This is a genomic window from Anaerolineales bacterium, from assembly GCA_030583885.1.
Taxonomy (GTDB): domain Bacteria; phylum Chloroflexota; class Anaerolineae; order Anaerolineales; family Villigracilaceae; genus Villigracilis.
This window is the reverse complement of sequence record CP129480.1, coordinates 3069034-3095156: the sequence shown is the minus strand read 5'-3', so window position 1 is coordinate 3095156 and position 26123 is coordinate 3069034. Positions and strand designations below refer to the sequence as shown.

General features: G+C 51.7%; 29 protein-coding genes. 18 read left to right on the top strand and 11 right to left on the bottom strand.

Annotation, left to right across the window (positions count from 1 at the left end; all coding sequences use genetic code 11):
• Positions 1-2: 2 nt before the first annotated feature.
• From QY332_15370 to QY332_15330, 9 genes are all read left to right on the top strand, one after another.
• Complete coding sequence (locus QY332_15370) at positions 3-845, top strand: ATP-binding cassette domain-containing protein (GenBank protein WKZ34995.1); 843 nt, start codon at positions 3-5, stop codon at positions 843-845.
• Positions 814-2040 carry a LysM peptidoglycan-binding domain-containing M23 family metallopeptidase gene (locus tag QY332_15365; GenBank protein ID WKZ34994.1) on the top strand — a complete coding sequence of 409 codons (1227 nt, stop codon included), beginning with the start codon at positions 814-816 and terminating at the stop codon, positions 2038-2040. Before QY332_15370 ends, QY332_15365 begins: the two co-directional genes overlap by 32 nt.
• A 20-nt stretch (positions 2041-2060) precedes the next feature.
• A complete protein-coding gene (locus QY332_15360) occupies positions 2061-3098 on the top strand; it encodes a L,D-transpeptidase (protein ID WKZ34993.1) in 1038 nt (345 codons plus the stop codon).
• Positions 3099-3252: 154 nt separating this feature from the next.
• Complete coding sequence (locus tag QY332_15355; protein ID WKZ34992.1) at positions 3253-3699, top strand: PCYCGC motif-containing (lipo)protein; 447 nt, start codon at positions 3253-3255, stop codon at positions 3697-3699.
• Positions 3659-4147, top strand: a complete 489-nt coding sequence (locus QY332_15350; protein WKZ34991.1) for a cupredoxin domain-containing protein — start codon at positions 3659-3661, stop codon at positions 4145-4147. The genes QY332_15355 and QY332_15350 overlap by 41 nt, the downstream gene beginning before the upstream one ends.
• A 7-nt stretch (positions 4148-4154) precedes the next feature.
• Entirely contained in the window at positions 4155-5486 is a 1332-nt protein-coding gene (locus QY332_15345) for a 4Fe-4S binding protein (protein ID WKZ34990.1), read from the top strand.
• Positions 5483-6460 carry a c-type cytochrome gene (locus tag QY332_15340; GenBank protein WKZ34989.1) on the top strand — a complete coding sequence of 326 codons (978 nt, stop codon included), beginning with the start codon at positions 5483-5485 and terminating at the stop codon, positions 6458-6460. The genes QY332_15345 and QY332_15340 overlap by 4 nt, the downstream gene beginning before the upstream one ends.
• A gap of 9 nt (positions 6461-6469) precedes the next feature.
• On the top strand, positions 6470-6748 hold the full coding sequence (locus QY332_15335; protein WKZ34988.1) for a hypothetical protein: 279 nt from the start codon (positions 6470-6472) through the stop codon (positions 6746-6748).
• 350 nt (positions 6749-7098) lie between these two features.
• A complete protein-coding gene (locus QY332_15330) occupies positions 7099-8721 on the top strand; it encodes a recombinase family protein (protein WKZ34987.1) in 1623 nt (540 codons plus the stop codon).
• A 221-nt stretch (positions 8722-8942) separates the two neighbouring features.
• On the opposite strand, the gene QY332_15325 is transcribed toward QY332_15330, so the two are convergent.
• Complete coding sequence (locus QY332_15325) at positions 8943-9347, bottom strand: Zn-ribbon domain-containing OB-fold protein (GenBank protein WKZ34986.1); 405 nt, start codon at positions 9345-9347, stop codon at positions 8943-8945.
• Positions 9348-9693: 346 nt separating this feature from the next.
• Between QY332_15325 and QY332_15320 the strand changes: the two genes are divergently transcribed.
• The 8 genes from QY332_15320 (at position 9694) to QY332_15285 (ending at position 17316) form a co-directional block, all read left to right on the top strand.
• Positions 9694-10920: a glycosyltransferase family 4 protein gene (locus QY332_15320; protein WKZ34985.1), complete on the top strand. Its 1227-nt coding sequence runs from the start codon at positions 9694-9696 to the stop codon at positions 10918-10920.
• 46 nt (positions 10921-10966) lie between these two features.
• Positions 10967-11836: an NAD(P)H-binding protein gene (locus tag QY332_15315; GenBank protein ID WKZ34984.1), complete on the top strand. Its 870-nt coding sequence runs from the start codon at positions 10967-10969 to the stop codon at positions 11834-11836.
• 15 nt (positions 11837-11851) lie between these two features.
• Positions 11852-12079 carry a hypothetical protein gene (locus QY332_15310; protein WKZ34983.1) on the top strand — a complete coding sequence of 76 codons (228 nt, stop codon included), beginning with the start codon at positions 11852-11854 and terminating at the stop codon, positions 12077-12079.
• Complete coding sequence (locus tag QY332_15305; GenBank protein ID WKZ34982.1) at positions 12079-12480, top strand: type II toxin-antitoxin system VapC family toxin; 402 nt, start codon at positions 12079-12081, stop codon at positions 12478-12480. Before QY332_15310 ends, QY332_15305 begins: the two co-directional genes overlap by 1 nt.
• A gap of 142 nt (positions 12481-12622) precedes the next feature.
• Positions 12623-13048: a GNAT family N-acetyltransferase gene (locus tag QY332_15300; GenBank protein ID WKZ34981.1), complete on the top strand. Its 426-nt coding sequence runs from the start codon at positions 12623-12625 to the stop codon at positions 13046-13048.
• A 71-nt stretch (positions 13049-13119) separates the two neighbouring features.
• Positions 13120-14196 carry a hypothetical protein gene (locus tag QY332_15295; protein ID WKZ34980.1) on the top strand — a complete coding sequence of 359 codons (1077 nt, stop codon included), beginning with the start codon at positions 13120-13122 and terminating at the stop codon, positions 14194-14196.
• Positions 14197-14222: 26 nt separating this feature from the next.
• The gene (locus QY332_15290) at positions 14223-15233 is read left to right on the top strand and encodes a glycosyltransferase family 4 protein (protein WKZ34979.1); all 1011 of its coding nucleotides are present in this window, start codon (positions 14223-14225) and stop codon (positions 15231-15233) included.
• Positions 15223-17316 carry an alginate lyase family protein gene (locus tag QY332_15285; protein WKZ34978.1) on the top strand — a complete coding sequence of 698 codons (2094 nt, stop codon included), beginning with the start codon at positions 15223-15225 and terminating at the stop codon, positions 17314-17316. The genes QY332_15290 and QY332_15285 overlap by 11 nt, the downstream gene beginning before the upstream one ends.
• Positions 17317-17344: 28 nt before the next feature.
• On the opposite strand, the gene QY332_15280 is transcribed toward QY332_15285, so the two are convergent.
• The 10 genes from QY332_15280 to QY332_15235 form a co-directional block, all read right to left on the bottom strand.
• Complete coding sequence (locus QY332_15280; GenBank protein ID WKZ34977.1) at positions 17345-18505, bottom strand: thiolase domain-containing protein; 1161 nt, start codon at positions 18503-18505, stop codon at positions 17345-17347.
• Between the two features lie 7 nt (positions 18506-18512).
• Positions 18513-18965 (bottom strand): hypothetical protein, encoded by a 453-nt coding sequence (locus QY332_15275; protein WKZ34976.1) that lies wholly within the window; start codon positions 18963-18965, stop codon positions 18513-18515.
• A 177-nt stretch (positions 18966-19142) separates the two neighbouring features.
• Positions 19143-20228, bottom strand: a complete 1086-nt coding sequence (locus QY332_15270) for a hydroxymethylglutaryl-CoA synthase (protein ID WKZ34975.1) — start codon at positions 20226-20228, stop codon at positions 19143-19145.
• 118 nt (positions 20229-20346) lie between these two features.
• Positions 20347-20973: an HAD family hydrolase gene (locus QY332_15265; protein ID WKZ34974.1), complete on the bottom strand. Its 627-nt coding sequence runs from the start codon at positions 20971-20973 to the stop codon at positions 20347-20349.
• 53 nt (positions 20974-21026) lie between these two features.
• Entirely contained in the window at positions 21027-21656 is a 630-nt protein-coding gene (locus tag QY332_15260; protein WKZ34973.1) for a hypothetical protein, read from the bottom strand.
• Positions 21643-21906 (bottom strand): hypothetical protein, encoded by a 264-nt coding sequence (locus QY332_15255; protein ID WKZ34972.1) that lies wholly within the window; start codon positions 21904-21906, stop codon positions 21643-21645. Before QY332_15255 ends, QY332_15260 begins: the two co-directional genes overlap by 14 nt.
• A gap of 7 nt (positions 21907-21913) precedes the next feature.
• Positions 21914-22048 carry a hypothetical protein gene (locus QY332_15250; protein WKZ34971.1) on the bottom strand — a complete coding sequence of 45 codons (135 nt, stop codon included), beginning with the start codon at positions 22046-22048 and terminating at the stop codon, positions 21914-21916.
• A gap of 45 nt (positions 22049-22093) precedes the next feature.
• Positions 22094-22492, bottom strand: a complete 399-nt coding sequence (locus QY332_15245; protein ID WKZ34970.1) for a type II toxin-antitoxin system VapC family toxin — start codon at positions 22490-22492, stop codon at positions 22094-22096.
• Positions 22489-22722: a type II toxin-antitoxin system VapB family antitoxin gene (gene vapB, locus QY332_15240; GenBank protein WKZ34969.1), complete on the bottom strand. Its 234-nt coding sequence runs from the start codon at positions 22720-22722 to the stop codon at positions 22489-22491. Before vapB ends, QY332_15245 begins: the two co-directional genes overlap by 4 nt.
• A gap of 48 nt (positions 22723-22770) precedes the next feature.
• On the bottom strand, positions 22771-24048 hold the full coding sequence (locus QY332_15235) for a hydroxymethylglutaryl-CoA reductase, degradative (GenBank protein ID WKZ34968.1): 1278 nt from the start codon (positions 24046-24048) through the stop codon (positions 22771-22773).
• Between the two features lie 88 nt (positions 24049-24136).
• Between QY332_15235 and QY332_15230 the strand changes: the two genes are divergently transcribed.
• Positions 24137-25813 carry a GAF domain-containing sensor histidine kinase gene (locus QY332_15230; protein WKZ34967.1) on the top strand — a complete coding sequence of 559 codons (1677 nt, stop codon included), beginning with the start codon at positions 24137-24139 and terminating at the stop codon, positions 25811-25813.
• The last annotated feature ends 310 nt before the right edge of the window (positions 25814-26123 follow it).

Here is a 26123-nt window from a genome sequence, read left to right as displayed (position 1 = left end):
GCATGTTTACTTCTTCCAACAATAAATCGTTGCAAATCAATCATGTGAGCAAACGCTACGGCTCTGGTTCCACCGAAGTCACCGCAGTGCATGATGTGTCGTTGTCCGTAAACCCGGGCGAGATCGTGTTAATCATGGGTCCCTCCGGTTCAGGCAAGACCACCCTCTTATCCATGCTGGGCGCGTTGCTCAAACCCACTGAAGGCGAGATTCATTTGAACGGAACGATCCTCAGCGCGCTGGCAGAAAACCGCCTGCCTGAGATTCGCCTCAAACAATTTGGTTTTATCTTTCAGGATTTCAACCTGCTCTCCGCGCTGACTGCATTGGAAAACGTTGCCATCGTGGCAGAACTTGCAGGGTCGAAATCTGGCGAAGCGAGACGAAAAGCCGCTTCGCTCTTAACCGAACTTGGGCTCGGCGAACGATTGCATTTTCTCCCCGAGAAATTATCCGGTGGAGAAAAACAACGCGTCGCCATTGCCCGCGCCCTGGTCAACGACCCAAGCCTGATTCTCGCTGACGAACCGACAGCAAATCTCGATTCAAAGATTGGTCATGAAATCATGCGCCTGCTTCGTCACATCGCCAAAGAGCAAGGGCGCAGTGTCGTCATCGTCTCTCATGACCAGCGTATTAAAGACATCGCCGACCGCGTATTATGGCTCGAAGATGGTGAGTTTAAAGAAACAGTCACGATGGCGATTGACCCGGTTTGCGGCATGTCAGTCGAGCGCGAGAAAATGTTCCGTGCAGAATGGAAAGGGCAGACATATTATTTTTGTGCGCGCGGCTGTCGGGATGAATTTGTGAATGATCCCAAAAAATTTATTTCTGCGGTTTGACGGCATTCTCAAAAGAAGCGCAGGTATTCCGTCCGGATTGAAACCTAACTCCATGCGCCATTTTGCGTATTTATCAGACCGGCAAGATGGCGCTGGTCTTTTGCATCCCAAGGCAATATTATCAAGTGAAAGCACGATCGATTTTTTCCACGGTCGCTATCGAAACCATGCAAAGACCAAGATGAAACAAATATTCAACCTCCTATTGGTGGCGGGCTGTGTTGCATCCATTGTTGCAGCCTATGTATTTTCAGCAAACCCTGTAAAGACAGTCGCCGCATCGACTTCCCAAATTGAGACTAGCAACAACACACCAACTCTGCCGCCCTTGGATGCAAATTTAAAGATTCAGTCAATGGAAGCTGGCATTCTACGACGCTTACAGCTAAAAACCAACATCCCAGAGCGTTCGACTAGCAAGGTGTTCCAGTACAGAATACAGCCGGGTGATTCGCCCTGGTCCATAGCGCAGAAGTTTGGCATCCAACCGGAAACCGTCTTATGGGCTAACGAGAATCTAAATGCGATGGCAGGTAGCCTACGAATTGGTGATACTGTGAATATCCTGCCGGTGGATGGTGTATTGCATACTGTTCAAGAAGGCGATACGCTCGAAACGCTTGTAGGTCTTCACGAGACACCCCCACAGGAAATCCTTGAGTATTTCGGTAATAATTTTGATTTGACGAAGCCGCCTCAATTAACCGTGGGACAGCAGATCATCGTTCCCAATGGCGTCGCCCCCATCTCATGGTCAGAAGCACAGGCGCCAGCCGCATCTCAAGCAGGGTCAAATGGCCGGGGTTATTCCAGCGATGTTCCAAACCTTGGAACAGGCACCTTTATTTGGCCCGTCTACGCCTACTCTCTTTCCCAAGAATACTGGAGCGGTCATCCTGCTCTTGATCTAGCCACAGACTTCCGTCAACCAGTTTTTGCATCCGATAGCGGCACGGTGGTCTTCTCAGGCTGGGATGATACCGGGTATGGCAATATGGTAATCATCGATCACGGTAATGGCTATCAGACCTATTATTCACATAACGAAGCTAACCTGGTCAGCACAGGGCAGACTGTTGGCAAGGGACAACAGATTGCCGAATCTGGCAGCACAGGTAATTCGACCGGCAACCACGTCGACTTCCGGATTCTTCTAAATGGCGTCTTTCTGAATCCAATATCCTATTTGCCGTAAGTTGATTTGAGAAAGCGAACATGGCACTTATCTCCCGCCGCGATTTTCTTAAACTGAGTTCCCTGTCTCTGACAGGACTTGTATTTTCTCCATTCCTGCCCAACTTGGGAAGATTCGATGATATAGAACAGGCGCGTGTGACAACCAATTCTGTCAGTGTATTTCAAGCTCCCAACGATCAAAGTTTGATCGTTGGACAGTGGTTCAGGGACGAATTGGTTAATATTTATGAAGAGGTTAATTCTGGTATGCCGGCTTACAATCCCATCTGGTATCGCGTGTGGGGTGGGTACATGCACCGTGCGCGTTTGCAAAAGATCAAGATGCTTTTTAATGAACCACTGACAACCATCCCGGAAGGGACGCGGCAATTATCCGAATTGACAGTGCCCTATACCCAAGCAATGCGTTACACGAAGACCTATGGTTGGCAGCCCAACTTGCGGCTTTATTATGGATCCGTGCATTGGATAGATGGGATTGACGAAGGTCCGGATGGTCAGCCCTGGTATCGGATATTCGATGAACTGGTTGGCTTCTCATATCATGTGTTGGCGATTCACCTGCGCCCGATCCCATTGGAAGAATGGACGCCCATTTCCCCTAATGTGCCTCTTGAGGACAAACGTATAGAAGTCAACCTGTCCACCCAAATATTGACAGCTTATGAATATGACCAAGTCTCGTTTCAGACGAATATTTCCTCAGGCATCCCGGCTGGGCGCCCAAGCCCCAAGGTGATTTCAACGAAAACACCAGGCGGCGAATTTCGCATCATGTCAAAATATCCCTCCAAACATATGGGGAATGGAAATCTATTTGCCAGTCTGGATGATTATGAATTACCTGGCGTGCCTTGGACAAGCTTCTTTACCGAATCGGGCGTGGCAATTCATGGCACATACTGGCATGATAATTTTGGCACCCCCATGAGTCGTGGATGCATAAACATGCGCATTAGCGAAGCCAAATGGATATTCCGCTGGCTTCTGCCTTTGCACAAGCCCGACCGTATCTTTACCCCAGGGTATGGAACGCGGATTTTTATTGTCCCATGATTCAAAAATCCATATTATCTTCAAGTTAGAAGCCGAAATCACAGCTATGACATTTATCATAAGCCATTTGGCGCATATTCCCACCCGCCGTACTGCGCTGGAGATAACTCAATTGTCAGATTACTATTGAGCCATCCGAACACGGAGGCTCAATATGTTTTCCAAACTAAACAAATTCTTTTTCCTCTTGATTGTCCTTGCGCTGGTTGGTGTAGCAGTATCAGCCTGTTCCACATCAAGTTCAAGTGAAGTCCATCTTGTTATGGCGCCTATGGATCAAATGCCGATGGACGTTCAGTCTGCGCCTGTGGCGGTGCAGGAAGCCTATCAATTCAACGTCGCCAACCCCGACATCATGCAGGACATTCCTTGCTATTGCGGATGCGGCGACATCGGTCACACCTCCAATTACGATTGCTACGTTTCGAACGTGGACGCCGGTGGGAAGATCACCTTCGACAATCACGCCCTCGGCTGCTCCATCTGCGTGGATATCACACAGGATGTGATGCGCATGTTGAATGACGGCAAAAGTCCGCAGGATGCCAGGGCATATGTAGATGCGACCTACTCCAAATACGGACCGACCAACATCCCATAACCTCATGCGCTTTCATTTCTCTCTTCTCCTCCTTGTAACGGCTGGACTGGTGGTGGCGTTCGCGCCGCTGCCAGCCCAGCCCATCACGCCTCAAGAACGGACCTTTGAGATTGATGCGCACCAATTTGCCTATTCTCCCTCTGAGATTAAAGTCAACCCCGGCGACACTGTAACCATCCAACTGGTGAGTACCGATGTAGTACATGGCATTTATGTGGATGACTACGATATTTCCGTCGAAGCGGATCCAGGTCAATCTGCGACTTTGACTTTCGTTGCTGATAAACCCGGCTCCTTCCGCTTTCGATGCAACATCACCTGTGGAGCCATGCATCCGTTCATGATCGGCAAGTTGACGGTCGGTTCAAACAACTGGCTCTATCGTTCCATCGGTTTGGCAGCGTTGGCTGTGCTTGGTATGACGGTATCCAGAAAACAAAAAGCGTAGTCCTATTATGGCGAAGATCGAACTTACCCGTATCCCTTTTATAAAGAACATTCTCAAAAGCCGTTACCCGCAATTGGCAGTCTTCATCGTGATGTTGATCGGATATATCTTTGCCATCCTTGCGGGACTCATCGGAACCCCAGTTGGGAGTCATAACTTTAGCATTGTCTTTGTATGGATCGCATGGTGGGCGCTCCTGATCCTGGTCGCGGTTCCCTTCTTCGGGCGGGGATGGTGCGCAGTTTGCCCGATCCCGCTGCCAGGGGAATGGTTACAGCGCGGCGCAGTGTTGAGTCCCCCCGACAAAAGACCGAAGTGGCTCAATCTCCGTGTACCGAAGATGTTCCGCAATATCTGGTTGCAGAATATTTCATTCCTGCTTCTGGCTCTCTTCAGCAGTGTTCTGCTCACCACCCCGAACATCACCGGCATTGTGCTTGCCGCCATGCTCTTTGCTGCGATTGGATTGAGCACAGTCTTCGAACGCCGCGCCTTTTGCCGCTATCTCTGCCCCGTTGGCGGATTTATCGGTTTGTATTCACAAACCGCCCCCGTCGAATTGCGCATCAAGGATAAGCAGGTCTGTGTCACTTGTGAAGGCAAGCCCTGCTACAACGGCTCATCCACAGGCTATGGCTGTCCGTGGGATATTTTCCCTGGCGGCTTGACAAAGAACACCTATTGCGGCTTGTGCATGGAATGTATCCGCACCTGCCCGCACGATAATATCGCCGTCAACCTGCGTCCTTTCTCTGCTGATCTCGCTAAACCATCGACTCGCATGGACGAAGCCTTCAAGGCGTTCATTATGCTTGGCTCGGCAATCATCTATGCAGGCGTTCTGCTTGGTCCGTGGGGTGCGTTCAAAGATGCAGCCTACAACGTTGGTTCTGGAGCATGGTTCATTTATGCTGTTGTTTTTCTTGCTATCATCTTCGTTGTTCTGCCTGGTTTGTTCACGCTTGGTATTCTAAATACGAAGAACGCCTTGCCGCTCAAACAACGTTTTGCGTCACTCTCAACCGCCCTCATTCCATTGGGGTTGATGTTCTGGGTGGCATTCAGCCTGTCCTTCGTTCTCACCAACGCATCCTACATCATAGCCGCTCTATCCGATCCGCTGGGTCTTGGTTGGAATCTTTTTGGTACAGCGAATATGGCATGGCAGCCGATGCTCACCTCTATTCTCGCACCCGCACAAACATTGGTGCTGGTCGGCGGCTTGATCTGGTCGGCTCGCACCGCGCAAAAAGCCGCCGGGGAAGTGAAAGTTTCACCCATCCCGGTGATCGTATATTGTTTACTTGCCACGTGTCTCATGCTCTGGTTATTACTATGAAACGACCTGAACTCATCGCCCGTTTTCTGATCGTCACAGGAATTCTCCTCGCGGTTGGCGCGCCATTATTCCTTTGGGCACGCACACCCTTGATCCATGCACGCATGGCGGAGGATGGCGGCTGGAATCCCGATATCATTCAAGCACAAGTTGGCAAGCCCCTTCATCTAAAGATCACTTCCGATGACGTTGTACATGGCTTTGCAGTCGGTCAGATGGACATGCAAAGCGTGGACATCCTCCCAGGCAAAGTCACGGATATTACATTGAACTTCGACAAGCCTGGGATATACACCTTCTACTGCACGCGCTGGTGTGGACTTAACCACTGGCGTATGCGCGGCACGATAGAAGTCAGCGGTTCACCCTTGGACCCTGAGCCTGTTTCGCCGCCTCTTTACGTTTCCCTCGACCTTGACCTTGACGCTCCACATGAAGCGCCATTGATACCTGCTGATCAACCTTCTGCGATTAACGGTCAGCCGTTGACAGCGACCAACTCGATTACTTTATCTCGTGAAGATTATCTGACACATTCACCCTATGATGTGTTTACCGAACTGAAAAATACTTCCCTCACAGAAGAACAACGTTGGGATGTGGTCGCCTATATTTGGCAGTCCAATACGACATCTGTGTCCTTTGCCAATGGGAAAGAACTTTATGCCCAGAATTGCGCCGCCTGTCACGGGGAAAACGGCGCAGGGGATGGGGTCTTTGCCGACGACCTGGCAATAGCAGGCGAGTCCTCCATGCAATCGATGGAGGGCGCAATGGACATGGTGATGCAGAGTCCCGTAGATTTCACTGATCCACACCGCATGCTTGGTGCAAGCCCCGCTTTGTTACAAGGGAAAATCCTGCGCGGCGGCATGGGCACAGGCATGCCCATGTGGGGTTCGATCTTCACCGAAGAACAAATCTGGGACCTGATCGCATACATCTATTCTTTCCAGTTTGAATATCAAAATTAAGGAGGCTCTATGAGTAAAAAACATAAGAGACAGAAACAAAAGCAGAAATTTCCTTGGTTGTTTCTGGCGCTGGGCGGGGTATTTGTTGCTCTTGCCGTATTTCTGTTCGCACGTCAAGGGGGTGATGGAGGCGGCACGCCATCCATCGCAGTGGATCAACGGTTGATTGATTATGGCGATGTGAAGTTCAGCGTGGAAAAGACCTTTGCTATCAAGGTCACCAACACCGGTGATGGCACACTGCGTTTCAAGGAAGAACCATATGTCGAAGTTGTGGAGGGATGCTGACCCCCCGAATTGACCATCGGTTCGATGGTACTCAAACCCGGTGAAAGCACGATCGTTCAATCCACTGCCTTCATGATGCACGAGGGTATGGACGGTCCACACAATTTTGCGGTTCATCTTAAAACGAACGACCCAAACAATTCTGATTTGGTTGTGAACGTATTGTCCAATTGGATACCGTAAGATCACAAGGATCAAAACGGCGGCGAGACTGTACAAACCTCGCCGCCGTTTTGGTTATGCTATTCATAAAGTTTCATCGTTGCAATAAGTTGCAATTTCTTAACGACACTTCGGCATCACCTATTCAGTAGCTCATGTATCGTTGAACTGGCAGGTTTTATGTTCTTATGAAGGGTTTTCAAATGTCTGGCAGAGCAGTGATCTACATCCGTACTTCTTCTGAAACCCAGGGAGGAAAATCCAGTCCCAGCGAGCAAGAGAGTGACTGCCAAACTATGGCAAAAGAAAAAGGATTGCAAGTGGTTCGTGTTTATCGCGATGTGGAAAAGTATAGGATAGGCAACAAACTGGTCGAACCTTCAGGCAGTCGTTCAGATCGTCCCGGTCTATTGGCAATGCTCAAGGATGCTTTCCGGACTGAATTCGATGTCATCCTTGCCTGGCGAGAGGACAGGTTGTATCGCGGAATACGAGCGATGTTGACAGTCTTGGAAACTGTCCAGGAATATAAGATCGAAATCCTATTGGCAAAAGAAAATTTCGATCCCCAGATCGCCCCTATCCGCGCCTGGGTAGCCCAAATGGAATTAGACGGAATGAAAGAACGGATGGAGATGGGAGTCAAAGCGCGGCTTAAGGCGGGTAAAGCAAACACGGGACAAGACCGTTACGGTTATATTCGCATAGGTGAAAATATCCACATTGTCGAAGAAGAAGCGAAATGGGTACATCAAATCTTTGCATGGTACGTTCAAAAAACTCCCCTCAATCAAATTCGAAAACACTTGATCGCTGCGGCTGCTCCACAAAAGGGGAGCAGCATTCCCCGACACATCCAATGGTCCCGGTCCAGTATTCAGGCTATACTCAAATCTGCCAGAGAGTATGCTTATGGATTCAAAACATATTCCCGTGCAGGGCAGACTTTCCAAATCCCTGTTGCACCCATCATCGATATACCTACCTATGAATTGTTTGTGAAGATGCGAGAAGAAAACAAGACCCACCCCAAACACCGCAAGCAAAATGACTACCTGCTATCCGGGCATCTGAAATGTGCCTGCAACCTGACCTGGCGGGCACGCACAGCCACCCACCGCAACAGCCGCAAGGGGGAGTGGGTGGAGCGCAAGACCCCGATCAGTACCTATTTCTGCCCACAACCCCATAAGGAACTCAGGCCGCCAAAATGTCCGAAATCCGTGAGCGCCAAACGAGCGGAAACACAGGTCTGGGAAAAATTGTATGAATTCGTCATGAACCCGGAATTCCTGAATGCGCAAGCCAGAGACCTGGTCAAGCAACTCAAGCAAAGGTATGAACACCTACAAAAAGATCGGGGACAGATTCTTGAAGAACTGGAAAAAGAGTCCACCAAGCGCCAGCAGGTGATCACGGAAGCCCGTAAAAAAATGAGGGCGGATGCCGAATTTGATGCGCGGATGCGTGAACTGTATACAGTAGAAGAACGATTGAAGCGCAGGCTGACAGCCTTGGAACAAAAGATAGACACCTATGCCAGGTTGGATTGGGAAGAAAAGGTCAAGGAGTATGTGTCGAATCTTCAAGTTGGGATGGCAGAATTGAACAACGCTATGCCCAAGACTCCCGAAGAGCAGCATCATGTCTTTTTGTTGAAAAAACAATTGGTGGATGAACTGGTAGCCGAAGCGAGGATCAATGGCAAGCGAGACATTCAGGTGGAGTTTCGAGCCAAAATCATGGATCAGGAAGTGAGAAAACAACTACTGGATTTTCCAAATGGTGGTGATATTGTAGTTCGGTTGTAGCGAGCAGCTTCTAATTAAAAGAATAGCGCCTTGGCAATCCTGAGAAAAGGAAAGGATTATCAAGGCGTTTTTCCATTAAATTTGCAATCTTCAATGGAAAGTGCGGCATGATCGTTTATGAGAGAAATTCCATTCCCGTACACGATCATTCAGCTATATGGAGAGTTTTCTTCTATTCTTGGCACCCTATCTCCATATATGGGGACAGGGTGTGGTATGTATTAAATGTGGTTCAATGTGGGTCTAAACTTATACCCGTATACGATCAGCCCGCGCTCGTCGCCGTCGTTTCTCATCTTGCGGGTGACCATTTCCACGGGCATGCCGATCTGGACTTCTGAGTTGTCCACGTCGGTCAGCTGCGCGGTGAGCATGGGACCCTCGTCCAGTTTGATCAGTGCCACGGTGTAGGGAGCGTTGGCTTCATAACCAGCGGGGGCTTCGTAGATGGTGGTATAGGAATACACTTCACCCTTGCCGTTGAATGTAAATAAGTCCCTGGCTTCGTCGCCGCAGTTTGGGCAGACGTCGCGCGGGGGAAAGATTTTATGGTCGCAGTGCGGGCAGACCTCGCCTACGAGACCGTATCGTTGTTTTTTGAGTCGCCAATGTCTTGGAATTTCCATTCTAGATGTTCCTTTCTTCAAGGCTAATTCTATGCAGTGGGACTCTCAAAGACTATCAGGATTAAGTGCTGCGTGTAGCCAGAATAGTGGTAACGATGCCTGCATAAATACCTGGCGAGGGTAACAAGGCAAATGCAAGACCGCTAATAACTATTCTTCATTCATTCCTTTTCGCGACCCGCTCCCAGCCACCTGCCAACTGACTCGAAGTGTATCAACTATCCCGTAAAATGAAGCGGGTTTATATAATACCCACGGTCATATCATGCCCGTGGGTACAGATTGCGCTTTCCCCCTTCTTAATAAGTGCAATTTGTGACCGCGCTGGGTATAATCGCACCTGCGCATGAAAATCCTGCTTATCAATCAAGTCTTCGTTTCACCTGAAGAACCAGGGCACACCCGTCATTTCGAAATGGCGCAATTTTTGCAAACCCGCGGACATGAACTCGTCATCGTCGCCAGTGACCTGAATTATCAGACGGGCAAGCGCATCGTGGATCGGCGCGGACTGTATGCCGAACAGAATTTTGATGGCATTCGTGTTTTGCGTTCATACATGTATCCCGCCATTCATCGTAATTACGTGTGGCGCGTGATTGCCTTCTTTAGTTTTATGTTCTCTTCGATCTGGACGGCGCTGCGCGTCAGGGATGTGGATCTGGTGATGGGCACCACACCGCCCATCTTTCAGGCGGTTTCGGCGTGGGTGGTGGCGGCTCTGCGCGGCACGCCCTTCCTGCTCGAAGTCCGTGACCTGTGGCCCGAGTTCGGCATCAGCATGGGCGTGTTGAAGAATCCACTCATCATTGCGCTCTCGCGCTGGCTGGAAAAATTTTTGTATGCGCGCGCCACTCATATTTTGGTGAACTCGCCCGCCTATCGCGATTACATGCTTGCCAAAGGTGTGCCCGAAAACAAAGTGACCTACATCCCCTACGGCACGGACGTGGGCATGTTCAACCCGTCCATCGACGGTGTATCCATTCGCAGGGAACTGGGCGTCGAAGATAAATTCGTGGTCTTGTATGCGGGCGCGCTTGGTCAAGCCAACGACATTGACACGCTCTTGCGCGCTGCTGGACGATTGAAACCGTACGACAAAATTCATTTTGTCCTCTTCGGCGATGGTAAGGAACGCGCACGGCTTGAGTCCGAATCGCATCGCCTAAACCTCACCAACATCCTCTTCGCAGGCACGCGCCCCAAAAAGGACATGCCCCGCATCGTTGCCTCAGCGGATGCCTGTCTCGCCATCCTGCAGGACATTCCCGCCTTTCGCACCACCTACCCCAACAAGGTCTTCGATTATATGGCGGCGGGACGCGCCAGCATCATCGTCATTGACGGCATCACCCGTGAGTTGATCGAGTCTTCGCAGGGCGGCGTATATGTCCATCCGGCAGATGATGCCATGCTCGCGCAGAAGATTCTCGAACTGTCGCAGAATCCCGCAAAGGTCAAAGAGATGGGCGCAAATGCGCGCGAGTATTTAGTTAAGAATTTAGATCGACGTGATAAATTGAATGAAACGCTCAACTTGCTAAAATCATTAACCACAAAGGAGCACTAAGGATCACAAAGGGTTTCCTTCGTGACCCTTTGTGGTTGAATCTTTTATGAAAGTACTCGTCACAGGTGCGACAGGATTTACCGGCTCACGTGTCGTCCCTCTTCTTTTACAAAGCGGATACCAAGTCCGCTGTTTGACTCGTGCCACCAGCGACCGCGCGCCTCTTTCCGCGCTGACAGTTGAGTGGGTGACTGGAGATTTATCCAACCCCGAAGCGTTGACCGCCGCCCTGCGCGGCGTGGATGCACTCGTCAACATCGCATCGCTCGGCTTCGGGCACGCGGAGGATATCATTGCATCCGCAAAAGCGGCGGGCGTGAAGCGCGGAATCTTCATCAGCACCACCGCCATTTTCACCCAGTTGAACGCGGGCAGCAAATCCGTGCGTCTCGCCGCCGAAGAAGCCATCCAAGCCAGCGGACTGGACTACACGATCCTGCGCCCGACCATGATCTACGGGGGACCGCGTGACCGCAACATGTGGCGGTTGATTAGATTGCTGCGCCTGACACCAGTCATGCCCATCTTCGGGGACGGTGAGTCTTTGCAACAGCCCATTTTCGTGGACGATGTCGCTCAAGTCGTGCTCCGCGCTTTGCAAACAGACGCGACCATTGGCAGGAGTTACAACATCGCAGGCAAAGACCCGTTGACCTATAACCAGGTCATCGACACGGTGGCATCTGCGCTTGGCAAACGCGTCTGGAAACTTCATCTGCCTTACATGCCCATCGTCCGCGCCTTGCAATTCACCGAGCGGATACGACTGCGCCTGCCCATCAAAGCCGAACAGGTGCTGAGATTAAATGAAAACAAGGCATTTTCCAATGAAGAAGCCCAAAGGGATTTTGGTTTCAGTCCGCGCAGTTTTGAAGAGGGGATTGGGTTGGAGATAAAATCAACGGTGTATAATTGACCTGTGAGGTGATTTATGGTTACACCGACAACATCCGATGTCTTAAAAATGCTTCGTCAACTCCCGCCAAATGAGCAGTTGAGGATTATTTCACTTGCCTTGCCTGAAATTGAGAAAAGCCTTGGTAAAGCCCGCCCACGTAAATCTCTGCGTGGATTGTGGGTTGGCGCTGGTGTTAATTCAAAGGATATTTCCGAGGTGCGCAAGGGGATGATGAATAATTTCCCTCGGAGTGATATTTAATGACAGATTACGTTGCCGACACTCATGCTCTGATCTGGTATCTGGAAAATAGTCCTCGCCTTGGTTCGCAAGCCCGCGCCGCATTTGACGCGTGCGACCAGGGCGATATTCGTATTTATGTTCCGACGATTTGTCTGGTTGAAATCGTCTATCTGATGGAGAAGAGACGAATTTCACCCGAAATGAAGTCCATGTTGGAGGAGGAATTGAAATCAGGCGAAAGCGGACTGGTATTGGCTGACCTGAACATGGACGTTGTAGAGCAGATCGCGAATGTTTTGCGTGATGACATTCCCGACCTGCCAGACCGCGTGATTGCGGCTACTGCACTGGCTCTGAATCTGCCCTTAATTAGCCGAGATCGAAAAATTGTATTGAGTGGGTTGGAAACGATTTGGTAATATAAAACGAAGAAACCTGGGGGACTTCGGTTTCAGTCCTCGTGGGTTTGATGTGGGGATAAGAACCGAGATATCCAATATCCAATGAACCGGTAAATTCAAACCTTCCCAGTGGGTGTATGATGAAAGAGTGGAGGCACTCATGGACGATTATCAGATCAAGCAAGTGGAAAAGATCGAAGACCCCATCTGGGAAGCCATCGGCGGCGGGATCAATTCGTTCAACGAAGAGCAGGCAGGCAAAGAAAACGCCAAGCGGATTTGCTTCGTCGTCTACGATGCGGAGGAAAAGATCGTGGGTGGGGTGATTGCCCTCACCTATTGGAACTGGCTCTACATCGACTTGATGTGGCTGCGGGCGGACCTGCGCCGTCACGGCTATGGCAGCCGTCTGCTGGCACTCGCCGAGGAGGAAGCCCGCATCCGCGGCGCGAAACACGCCTATTTGGACACGTTCAGTTTTCAGGCTCCCGAGTTTTACAAGAAGCAGGCGTATCAAATGTTCGGGGAATTGAAGGATTTCCCGAAAGGGCATCAAAGGTATTTTTTAACGAAGGAGTTGGGATAGTACGCACAGCTTTGGGATGAGATAAAATTAGGAATAAATCATTCTTGGAACATAGAAATAAGGTGTCGGATATGAAAAAATCCCCTGTTTGTTTTATCGCAATGGCTTTTGGATGGGAGGATACAGATGCATTTTACGAAAAGCAAATACTTCCCACCTTGAAACGTAATGGCATTAAGCCAGTAATTATTAATCGTCATCAAAGCAATGATGACTTGAATTTCCAAATCTTTGAACAACTTGATGGGGCTGATTTTTGCATTGCCGACCTAACTTACACAAGACCTTCAGTCTATTTTGAAGCAGGATATGCTCAACGATTTGTCCCAGTGATTTATACTGTGAGAAAAGATCATCTTGGAAAAGGACAACCTGACGACTTAAGGGTTCATTTCGATTTGCAGATGAAACCTATTGTAGTGTGGTCAACTCCTACCGATTCAACTTTTTCAAGCCGCCTTGAGAAAAGAATCCAAGGAACTGTCTTAAGAGAATGGAATAGAAAACAAGAAAAAAACGAAAAGGAAGAAGTTTCCAAAAAGCAATTTCAGCAGTTTAATCAATATGAAAAATTGTATCGTGTCAGACGGTTGGCTTTACATGAAATTAAGAAAGCAGGAATTAAATTGCCTCAATGGGAGAAATCCAGCTTTTCATTCTTAAGTGACACAAGCCATCACAGAGGGGAAATAAATAAGAAGTCTATAACCGACGGTTACGTAGACCATATTTTTACTTTTTACAAAAGTAAAAATAGGATTATTGAAATATCTCTGCAAACATATAGCACGGTAAGTAAAAGAGATCTTTGGGATTTACAAGGTGCGTATTACAAAGGTGATATTAACAAAGAACTGTCAAAGGAAGACAAAAAACTTCCGCTTGAATTGCATAATATCGTTCTAAGTTTACGTCCACTTACTGCTCACCAAATCGAGTTGGTGTTTTCAAGCTTTTCACCATTGATTAAATCAAAACATTATAAGAAAGAATTTAGGGAAAATAATTATAGTGAAAGAACACTTGATAGATTGATTTCAAACAATTATCATTTTTTGTCTGGAATTGAGTCTGAATATCAATTAAGAGAGTTGCTGAAGAATATAATTGAAAACAATATTTCTAAACCATCAGAGAAGAAGTTGTAAAATCATTTCTCGTTTAGAATCATCCCGTGACCTCCATCCTCATCTTCGCACTCCTCACCATCCTCTCCGCCCTCGGCGTGTGGATCATCCGTCAATACGCCGAACGTCGCCGCATCATCGACCATCCTAGCGAACGCAGTTCCCATTCCGCGCCCACTCCAAGAGGTGGGGGCTTGTCCATCGTCATCGTCGTCCTCGTGGCAGGGATTTTCGCAGCATTCAATTCAAACTTAATTCATAGCCTCATCTACCTCGTCTGCGGCGCAGTCATCGCCTACCTCGGCTGGCGTGACGACCTGCATTCGCTCAGTCCGCGGGTACGCTTTGCCGTGCAGGGATTGGTCGCCCTCGCCTCCGTGCTGGGTATGGGCTATTTCAAATCCGTCACCATTCCGCTCTTCGGTCAACTGCAGCTCGGCGCGGTCGGCTTTATCATCACCCTCCTGTGGATCGTCGGTCTCACCAACGCCTACAACTTCATGGACGGCATCGACGGCATTGCGGGCGGTGTCGCGCTCTCTGCCGCCTTCGGTTGGATGTTCCTCGCCTCGCGCACGAACAACGACTTCGTCTATTGGGTCGCGCTCGCCGTCGCCGCGGGGGGAATGGGCTTTCTCTTTCACAACTGGTCACCCGCCAAAATTTTCATGGGCGACGCAGGCAGCACCTTCCTCGGCTACACCTTTGCCGTCCTGCCGCTGCTCTCCGCCGATGAAGGCGGCGACGCCCTCATGCTCGGCACCCTCCTGATGTGGACCTTCATCATGGACGCAGGCGTCACCTTCATCCGCCGCGCCTTCAAACGCGAGAACGTCTTTGCCCCGCACCGCGATCACCTTTATCAACGTCTCGTCATCGGCGGCTACAAACACGCCCAAGTCAGCGCGCTCTACATTCTGCTCACCCTCCTCGCCGCCGCCCTCGCCTACGCCTGGTCTTGGGGGCAACCCTACGCCCCGCCATTAATCATTATCGGACTTCCCCTTCTCTGGCTGATCCTGTCTCGATACGTTTCCCGGCTAAAGAATGTTGACTAAACTCCGAACCCTCGCCTCGCTCTACCTCGAACTTGGTCCGCGCTGGTCAGCCTTTCGCCTCGCCTACGCCTTCCGCCTCCGCAGCGGACTCATCCGCTTGCAGACCCCGCAATACAAATGGAGCGACCGTCCGCTCAAGCATTGGCCCAAACCGAACATCCCCTCTGATTCTGATTCCTATACCGCATGGCGTAAAACACATGCACCAAAATTCTTTGCATCCGTAGGGGCGAGGGGACCTCGCCCAGATTACGGCAACACCGCCATCGAAGAAGCGAACAAACTTCTCAATGGCGAACTCAAATACTTCTCGCACACCTACCATCAAGTAGGCTTTCCACCGAATTGGTCTACGCTCCCGACGCCGCCCTTAGCGAAGCATCCCCGTGGGACGGCGGCGGACGATTACACCAAACGCGCCGCCGAGGACGGCGGCTTGAGCAATACCCCTCACTGGTCACAAATCTCCGACGACTCCCCAACCGACATCAAATTCATCTGGGAACCGAACCGCTTCGCCTTCGTCTACACCCTCGTCCGCGCCTACGCCGCCACCGCAGATGAAAAATATCCCCAAGCCTTCTGGAGACTGATTCAAGACTGGGCGGAACACAATCCCCCCAACAGCGGCGCCAACTGGAAAGACGGACAAGAGATCGTCCTGCGTCTCATGGCATGGACATTCGGCTTCTACGCCTTCATCCATTCCCCATCCACCACGCCTGAACACATCACCCAATTTACCCAACTCGTCGCCGCCCAAGCCGAACGGATTCACGCCAACATCGGCTACGCCATCTCCACCCGCAGCAATCACACCATCAGCGAAGCCTTCGGTCTATGGATGGTCGGCTTGCTCTTCCCCGAACTCAAACATGCTGAAAAATACCTCGCCATCGGTAAAAAACTCCTCGAATCCGAAGCCGCCATACAGATCTTTCCCGATGGCAGTTACGCCATGTACTCCCTCAACTACCATCGCTTTATCCTGCACCTCTACCTCTACGCAATTCGTTTGGCAGATATTAACCATTCTCCATTTTCCAAAGCACTTCAACAATCCATCTCCAACTCCATCACCTGCCTCTCCCGCCTCATCGACCCTGCCACTGGACAAATGCCCGTTTACGGCTCCAACGACGGCGCCCTCGTCCTCCCGCTCAACAACTGCGACTTCACCGACTACCGCCCATTGTTGCAACTCGGCGCTGTCATCACCACCGGCGAGCCAATGTTCGAACCCGGCGCTTGGGATGAAGATGTCTATTGGTTGTGTGGAGTGGAGATAGAAAAGAAAGAGGAAAGAAGAAAGAAGTCATTTGGCGATGCCTTTCCCGATGGAGGAGTTTATATCCTTCATGGAGAAAATAGCAAAGCGGTGATTCGCTGCACCGACTTCACCTCCCGCCCCTCGCACGCCGACCAACTCCACATGGATTTATGGATGGGGGGGCACAACATCGCCATCGACGCTGGAACCTACCTGTACTCTGGCGAAGGCATCTGGCGCAACGGGCTGGCTCGCACGTCCGCGCATAACACGGTGACAGTGGATGATAAAGACCAAATGACCATGGTCAGCCGCTTCACATGGACGAACTGGGCGAAGGGACGCGTCCTCAAGCAAACGGATAATTTATGGCAAGGCGAACATGACGGCTATAAACCTGTCCGCCACAAACGGACGGTCATGGCATTGGAAGGGGACAGGTGGCTGGTCATCGATGATCTTGCAGCAAATGAGCCGCATCACTATATCCTGCACTGGTTGTTGAATGATGGTAAATATGGAATCGAGAAGCTCGCTTCTCAGTATGGGATATTACTTGCTCCAGTGACCAGCAAGCTGGTCGACTCCAAAATTAAAATCCAAATGGGGTTGATGGAAGGGGAAGGCAAATTCTCAATCGTCCGCGCCGACCTCAATTCCACCTATGGCTGGCGCTCGCGCTATTACGCCCATAAAGAGCCAGCGATTTCCCTGCTGCTCGAAGCCGATCAACCCACCACTCAATTCTATACCTTCTTCGGCTTTGAAAACGACCCTGTCGACTCATACCTGACGCAAATAAAAAGACCGTGAACGAATTCCATCGTCCACGGTCCATCGTCTAATCAAGTCTTTGCAGGATGTGACTCACCGCCGTGGACGCCGGTCCGCCCAGCGACTGGATCAATCCGAACCGCGCCCCCTCGACCTGATTCGCCTCCGCCTGACCCCGTAACTGGATCGCCGCTTCGACGGCTTGATACACGCCCGCAGCCCCTCCGGGGAATCCGCGCGCCTTCATGCCGCCCATCGTCGCACAGGGGATTTTGCCCTTCAACCCAATCGAACCATCCGCGGCGAGTTTCCATCCGCTGCCCTTGATCGCAAACCCTACCGCTTCCAATTGCAACGCCGCATAGATACTGAACGCGTCGTGATATTCGAAGAAGTCAATCCCATCCAACGTCAAGCCGACCTGCTTCATGGCCCTGTCCGCGGAGAGTTGCGCCGTGTCGAAGTACAGCATGTCCTTGCGGTCGTGCAGCGCCAATGTGTCGGACGAAGCCCCCGAGCCGGCGATCTTCACAAGCGGATTCCCCCAACTGGACGGAATCAGCTCGCGGCGCGTTAAAAGCAGCGCGGCAGCGCCATCCGCATTGGGAGCCATGTCGAACATGTTGAGCGGGTCGCTGACCATTTCGGTTTTGGCGTACGTCTCCGCTTTGATGGCTTTGCGGAACATGGCGTTCTTGTTCGCCACGCCGTTGGCATGCGCGGTGAGCGCGAAACCAGCAAATCCATCTTTGGGGATTTCGTACTCGTGCATGGAACGTTTCATCAAGAGCGCAGCTTGCGCGGCGGGAGTCATGCCCTGCACCGCTTCAAAATCCGAGTCGGATGTGGTGGCGAGGGCTTCGTCCACCTCCGAGCCGACCTTGTCGGTGAATTTCTCCACGCCGACGACGAGCGCCACATCCACCATGCCGCTGGCGACGGCGAGATAGCCCTGACGGAGCGCTGCCCCGCCTGATGCGCCCGCTGCTTCGATGGTCACGGCTTCGATGCCCGTCAGCCCCGCATAATCTGCGAGCAATACGCCGACGTGCGCCTGCCGCGAGAGATTCGGCGCGAGCATGTTGCCCACAAAAAGCGACTGCGGCTTGAGACCGCCCGCATCTTGGATCGCGTCATGGATGGCGGCATAAGCAAGGTCACGCAGACCAATATCCCAATGCTCGCCGACTTCGGTTTGTCCTATTCCTGCAATAACGACGTCTGTCATGAATGTCTCACTTTGATGAAAAAAGAAATTTTATAGTTTCGCCTGTCGTTTCCGACAAGGTAATTGTGGGAGGTTCAATTACTGTTAGCAGGCTGCCCTTGGGCGTTTCCATGCGAACAGTGACAGGATACTCCACAGTTGATGGAATCGTGACGAATGCATTGCCTGTGTCGCTTGTTTGGCTCCCGAACTCTGTGCCGTCTTGAAGTTCAACAATAAATGTAGCGTCTCTTACGGGCGTATCTTCGGCGTCAATTTCTCCATTGCCGTTTGCATCGAATAGTGCCTGTCCTGAAAAAAATGAATCGGTGTGGATAGGTTCTGTAGGCTTTGGCGTACAACCCGCCAGCGCTGTCATTAATAAAATAATTGCAGCAGCATAGGCTAGGTCACGCAGACCAATATCCCAATGCTCGCCGACCTCGGTTTGTCTAATTCCTGCAATAACGACGTCTGTCATGAATATCCTCAGTTACTAATGGTGGTAGAGTAGGGCGAGTGTTCTTCTCGCCCGTATCGAGACCGCATCATGAAATTTTATATTTCCATTTAATTACTGGTTTCGACACCATACTTGCATTCGGTGCAAGTGTACGCCCCTCAAAGAGCATTCGGGGCTACTCAACCAGCGAGGTCTTTACTTCATCGCCAACTTGCCGCGGAAGCGGACGTACGTTGCGTAGTCAATTTCAGTTCTTCGCGCGATGTATGCCTGCGTCTTCGTGGCGAGACCCTGCCGGGCGGTTACTTTGTCAGTGACGGTGATGTCGAAGGCGTCGGAACCAGCTCCACTTCCGAAAGAGACGACGAGGATCCGGTCACCGGGCTGGGCGATGTCGAGAGTCGCCGTGAGTCCGATCATCGCCGCGCCCGCATAGGTATTTCCGATCGTGCCGACGAGCAAGCCGGGCTCGATCTGTTCGGCAGAGAAACCAAGCTGTCCCGCCACGCGCTGCGGAAACTTGACGTTCGGCTGGTGGAAGATCGCCCACTTGTAATCCTTGGCGGTGGAACCCATCGCTTCCATGAGGCGCGTGGCGGCTTCGGTGATGTGCTTGAAGTAGGCGGGTTCGCCCGTGAAGCGCATGCCGTGTTCGGGGTACTTCTGATATTCGCGCCGCCAGAAATCGGGCGTGTCGGTGACGTAGGAATACGAGGCGTTGATGACCGCCAGCGACTCTTCCGCGGGACCGACGATGTACGCGCCGCCGCCCGCGCCAGCCGTGTATTCGAGCGCGTCGCCGGGCTTGCCTTGCGCGGTGTCCATGCCGATTGCCATGGCGTAATGTCCCATGCCCGAGCCGACCAATCCCATTGCAGCGACGAGCGCTTCGGTGCCCGCCTTGCAGGCGAACTCCCAATCCGCGGCTTGCGTGTTGGGGACGGCTCCAATCGCCTCGGCGACCAAGGTGGAAGTTGGTTTGACCGCATACGGATGCGACTCAGACCCGACCCAGACGGCGCGCAGTTCGGCCGGGTCGATCTGGGCGCGCATCATCGCATTCCGCGCCGCTTCAATGGACATGGTGATCACATCTTCATCGAGCCCGGGCACGGCTTTCTCTTTGATCGGCATACCGCCCGTCTTACCCGTCCATACGCGGGCGACCTCCTTGGCGGGCAGGCGATAGCGCGGCACATACGCGCCGTAGCCCACAATGCCGACAGGTTTGACGGGTTTGAGCAGGGTGGGGGAGGGTATATGATTGTGGGGGGTTGTCATTATGTTTTCCTGAATTCGTAGGAGGATTTTAGCGGGAGCGGGCTTTCAAAAGCTATCTTGTTCGTTATACACTCTTTAACGGATGCAGTCTCAGCTCGAGATCAGCCTTCCGTATATTTTATTGCTCAATGACCTCAATAAGATTATTTGGAGAACTAACCACATGATACGGCTCTCCGCGTTGCAGCGTCTCCAAACTTTGATGTCCCCATGTGGCGGCAATACTGGTCACGCCTGCCTCCTTTGCAGCGCGGACATCGCTCAACGAGTCTCCGATCATGAACACTGCCTCTCCGTTTTCTACAAAACGCTCTCGCGCCATGGATATTTTCTGCGCCTTCGAGCCGGGCGTGTCGACACCATATACTGCATGAATGAAACTGTCTAGTCTGTGTTTGACGAGAAAGGCATGGACGTTTTGGGATGAATTTGTCGTCACGACTGCGATCTTGTGATTGGCAGAAAAGTGCCTGATAACCTGATCCAAACCCGCGAAGATGGCGGGCGGGGTTTCTTTTTCTGCAAACAGATTTAAACTGATTTTGACGAAATCATCTATGAGATGCTCAGGGACTTCACACGCCCGCCCGAAGGTTGCAAAGGACATCACCTCGAGATTGCTTAGGTCATCTTTGGTCACCACATGGTTGACGCCCAGTTGATTGCAGGCTTCCTGCCCAAACTGAATCAGGTCATCGAGTGTGTCTGCGAGCACGCCGTCATAATCAAAGATGATCAAAGCCATGAAGGTAATGTCAACTAACTTTCGAAGGATGTTCCGGTGACACCGGTGTGTGTCTACCACTTGCGCGGTGTATCGCCTTTTTCGATTTCTTCCCTTGCCCTTGCAAGAGTTTTATTCCACATGTCGAGGGTTTCTGCCCCAATATGGGCTGCTTGTTTGCTAACATCTTTAATATCAACCTGGTGATTACTGAAACCGCGCAGGCAGAAATATAAGATGGCGAAAATATCATCAGGATGCTTGTTTGACCTGCCTTCGTTCCATGCCTGCAATTTTCCGATGATGATGTCTGTTGGTTGTGCGACCCACGCTTCAAATGGCTCATCGTTTTCGTCGGTGAACGTCTCGCGAACGCGGCGGTCAAATGCGAGTTGATAATCGGGTTCGCGTTTCAGGGGAACGAGGTCTGCTTTTATCCCTTCGCTCGAATCGATGATGTTGAACATGATCCCCATTTCGATGGAATTTTTTATCATCTCCGGGTCGGCGTAATAACGCGGGAGGGGAAACTTCTGGGATAACGCTTCGCAATCCTGCCTTTGTAAATCTACGATGATATCAATGTCATGGGTGGCGCGGGTGATTCCATAGATCGTGCCTCCAAATGCGCCAACAATCATGTATGGCGCGCCGATTTCATTCAATGCCTTTACGACACGGATGTAAAAATCAAGCATGTCCATATTTGCCATCCATGAAAGTCAGATAGTCCAGGATTTTCATGTTGATTTCCGACAGGGAAAGGTTTGGAAATTTCCTTTTGAATGCAGTCCGCAAACCAGCGCGTATCATGGCACTTGCGCGGAGGCTGGGGTAAATCCTTTTTCCGGGCGGCATTTTTGCAAGCAAGTCCATTTGTGCGTGGTCAATGGAATTACATCCGTCCACAATGGCGGAGATTTCTTCGGAGGTGAGAACGCGTTTTGAATCCACGAACCTATTATAGCCCTTTCAAAATCTCTTCTGCCCGGTCAATCCGCACCACCTTCTCCGTCACCATCTGGCTGGCGACCTTCTCCACCAGATCACCTGTCGCGCCTGCGGCGATGGCGACCTGCCTTGCATGTAGTGACATGTGTCCGCGTTGGATGCTTTCGGTGACGAGAGCGCGTTTTTTTCATTAAATCCAATCTTCCACTTCGAGGTTGGGAATTCGGCTGAATTCGCTGGTATTGTTTGTCACCAAAATGACGCCCAAACTCAATGCGTGAGCGCCGATTAACATGTCCATTGCGCCGATGATGCTCCCATTTTTTTCCAATAAAGCGCGTAAAGAGCCGTACACAATGGATGCATGTTGGTCAAAATCTGCAATTTCAATGGGAAGCAAAAATTGTTCAAGCGCGGATTGGTTCTGTTCCGGGCGGTTGCTTTTTTGTGTTCCATACATTAATTCAGCCATCGTAATGCTTGAAACCCCAATTTCGCCAGGAGCACAATTGGTTAATCGCGTGATCAATGTTTGAGGCTTCTGGCGGATTAAGCCGATGCAGATATTGGTATCCAGCATGTATTTCATGCAAACGCATCCTCACGATTCTGAAGAGGTGGTTGATTGCGCTCATCCATGAAATCGGCTGAGAATAGGGAAAGGCTCTCAATAAGTGTGCTCCACGGTGTTTGGTAAGGGAGCAACACTACTGCCTCCCCGATGCGTTTAATGTACACACGGTCACTTCCAAAGCGAAATTCTTTTGGAAGGCGGACGGCTTGACTTTTACCGTTTTGGAAAAGTTTTGCTGTTTCCATTTGATCTCCTTTAGTATATATTTATAATATATACCTTATGCGTATTTGTCAAGCCTTGAGTTCCTTCAAAATCTCTTCCGCTCGGTCAATCCGCACCACTTTCTCCGCCACCATTTGCGCGGCAACCTTCTCGACTAAATCACCTGTCGCACCTGCCGCAATGGCGACCTGCCTTGCGTGTAGTGACATGTGTCCGCGCTGGATGCCTTCGGTGGCGAGGGCGCGTAATGCAGCCATGTTTTGCGCGAGACCAACAGAAACAATAATTTCAGCCAATTCAGATGCGGTTTTCACGCCCATCAATTTGACGGCGGCTTGCGCGGCGGGGTGGACCTTGGTCGCGCCGCCGACGATGCCCACCGCCATCGGCATTTCAAGCGTGCCGACGAGGTTTCCGTCCGCGTCCTTGCCCCAGGTGGAGAGCGAGGTGTACCCTCCGTTTTTGACGGCGTAGGCGTGCGCGCCTGCTTCGATGGCGCGCCAGTCGTTGCCCGTGGCGATGACCACCGAGTCCACGCCGTTCATGATGCCCTTGTTGTGGGTGGCGGCACGGTACGGGTCCACGGCGGCGAAGGCGTAGGCGGCGATGATGCCGTCGCGCACAGATTCGCCCGAGAAGTTGTCGAATGCCAGCGATTTCACAGGGATGGTGCAGCGTGCGCGGGCGATTCTTCGGTCTGCGAGGTTGGACAAAATCCGCAAGTGGACTTTGCCGCCCGTGATCGCCTCGATTCTTGGGGCGAGTCGTTCGCATGCGGTGTTGACGGCGTTTGCGCCCATCGCGTCGCGCACATCATAAATGAGATGGACGACCAAAAAACCGCCAATTGGCGAATTATCGAATACTCGAACCTCAAGGTCGCGCGCGCCGCCGCCGAATTTCTTGAGGATCGGGTCGATGGAATCGGCCTCTTCGAGCAAGGCCGCTTTGTGTTCGTAGATCTTCAATTTGGCTTCGTGCAGGTTGACCAGGTGGATGACCTGCATCTGCCCGATCATGAGCGGCTCGCTGGTCGTGGCGGTGAATCCGCCGCCGCCACGCGCGAGTTTGGCCATGAACGAGGCGCCCGCTACAACGGACGGCTCTTCGAGCGTCATCGGAACGAGTACGTCGCGTCCATTGACCATGAAGTTGAGCGCGATGCCGAGCGGCAGGCTGTACAAGCCGATCACGTTCTCGATCATGTGGTCGGCGGCTTCGGGGGAGAGTCCGCCTGAGGTCCACGGGGCAAGCTCGGGCGGGGTCAGCGGCGCAGCCTCCGCGATTTTTGCGCGGCGCTCTTCGAGGGTCATCTTGTAGAAGGCGGAGATGCGGGAAGTTGTCATGTTGGTTGTGCCAAGTATAGTTTGGCTTCCTTTCAAATTCTATCAAAACGCGCTGAATTGATTATAATGTCTGCAAGGTGTCTTTTTCATGCTGTTAACCCGTGAGCAATTACAGGAGCGGCTTTTTGCGCTCCACCGCGCCAGCCTGGAACTGGTGCAGGATGTTTCGCTGGAGACCCTGCTCGAACGGATCGCATCCACTGCTTGTGAACAGGCGGATGCACGCTATGCCGCGCTGGGGGTGTTGGATGAGGACGGCAGGCTCAAGCAGTTCATTACCGTTGGGATGACCGACCAGCAGATCAAAAGGATCGTACATCCGCCGAGGGGACATGGTTTGATCGGCGAATTGATGGATGCGGAAATGCCCATGCGCCTGCCGTCCATTCAGGCTCATCCCCGCTCGGTCGGTTTTCCCGCTCATCACCCGGCAATGACGTCGTTTCTGGGTGTGCCGATCCGCGCAGGCAATAAACAGCTGGGGCAGATCTACCTGACCGAAAAGATCGATGCGTCTGAATTTACAGCGGATGATGAAATCATCATCCAGATGCTGGCCGGATACGCCGCCACCGCCATCGCGAATGCCCTGTTATATGAAGAGATGCGCGAACGCGACCTGGCGCTGACCCGCCGCAACGTGGACATGTCCCTGCTGAACGACATCGCCTCGACCCTGACTTCCAGCCTGGAACTCGACGAGATCCTTAACAAAACTCTCGGGCTGGTGATGAACTACATGAAGGTGGAGGCGGGCGAGATCTTCCTTTTGGAGGAGGATAAGACCACCCTGCGCATGGTCCTGCATCGCGGGCAGGCCGCGGAAGCCTTCTGGCGGCGGAATATATTCAATGTCGGCGACGGCTATCCGGGCATGGTCGCCAAGACCCGCCAGCCGATGATCGGCAGTCACCTGGCTGAGGACGCCAATTTCCTGCGCGATGCGGTGGTGGAGGCGGGCTTTCAGCAAATCGCCTGCATTCCCCTGCTTTCCGGTGAAAATTTAATGGGCGTGTTGAGTGTGGCCACACGCGGGACCGACCCATTTGACGAGCGCAGCATCGAAATGCTCAGCGCGGTGGGCACCTGGGCGGGCCTTTCCATCGAAAATGCCCGCCTGCATGCCAATGCCCGCCGTCTGGCTGTGCTGGAGGAGCGCGACCGCATCGGCATGGACCTGCACGACGGCATCATCCAGTCCATTTACGGGGTGGGACTGTCGCTCGAAGGCGCGCAGCATACATTAATCGAGGATCCGGGCGCCGCAAAAGAACGCATTAACTATGCCATCAACGGGTTAAACCAGGCGATTCGCGATATCCGCTCCTATATCCTCGACCTGAGACCGCGCCAGCTCGGTGCGGACGGCCTGTTGAACGGCATAAAACGGTTGATTTCCGAGTATCGCGCCAATACCTTCTCCGATATCCACTTGACCGGGTCCGATTCCGACCTGAAGGACCTCCCGCAAACGCAGGCATTGGTCCTGTTTCACATCTGCCAGGAGGCCCTGGCCAATGCCGCCAAGCATGCCGGGGCAAGGAATGTGCAGGTTGCCGTGTGGACCACGGAGGAGCGCGCCTTGATGGAGGTCCATGACGACGGCAAAGGCTTTGATATGGATAAAATGCAGACCTCCATCGGTCATGGACTCGCCAACATGCGGACGCGCGCACATGCAGTCGGCGGTGATATCGATATTTCATCATCCAATGGCGATGGAACGACCATACTTGTATGGGTTCCACGCGCCATAAAAAGTTAAAGCATGCGAATCGACGGGTTAATGCAAAATGAGTCACCGGAATGAGAGTCTCATTGCATGGGAATAAAAAATGTTTTACAGTACGGTTTGTTAAGATGGTTATGCCAAGGATAGTGAATAAACGCCGCGCATGCCCATATATGGGGGGTCGTCACAGGGCTGCAGGTGTTTGTGCCTGAAACATACGTTCTATATCAGAGTGGGATACTCCATGAATGCGTGATGTTTCTTTAACATATAGCAACCTTAAAAAAACAAATCTTTTTAGCTTAACGTAGGTTGAACGCCTGTTATCATTTGCAATCATCTG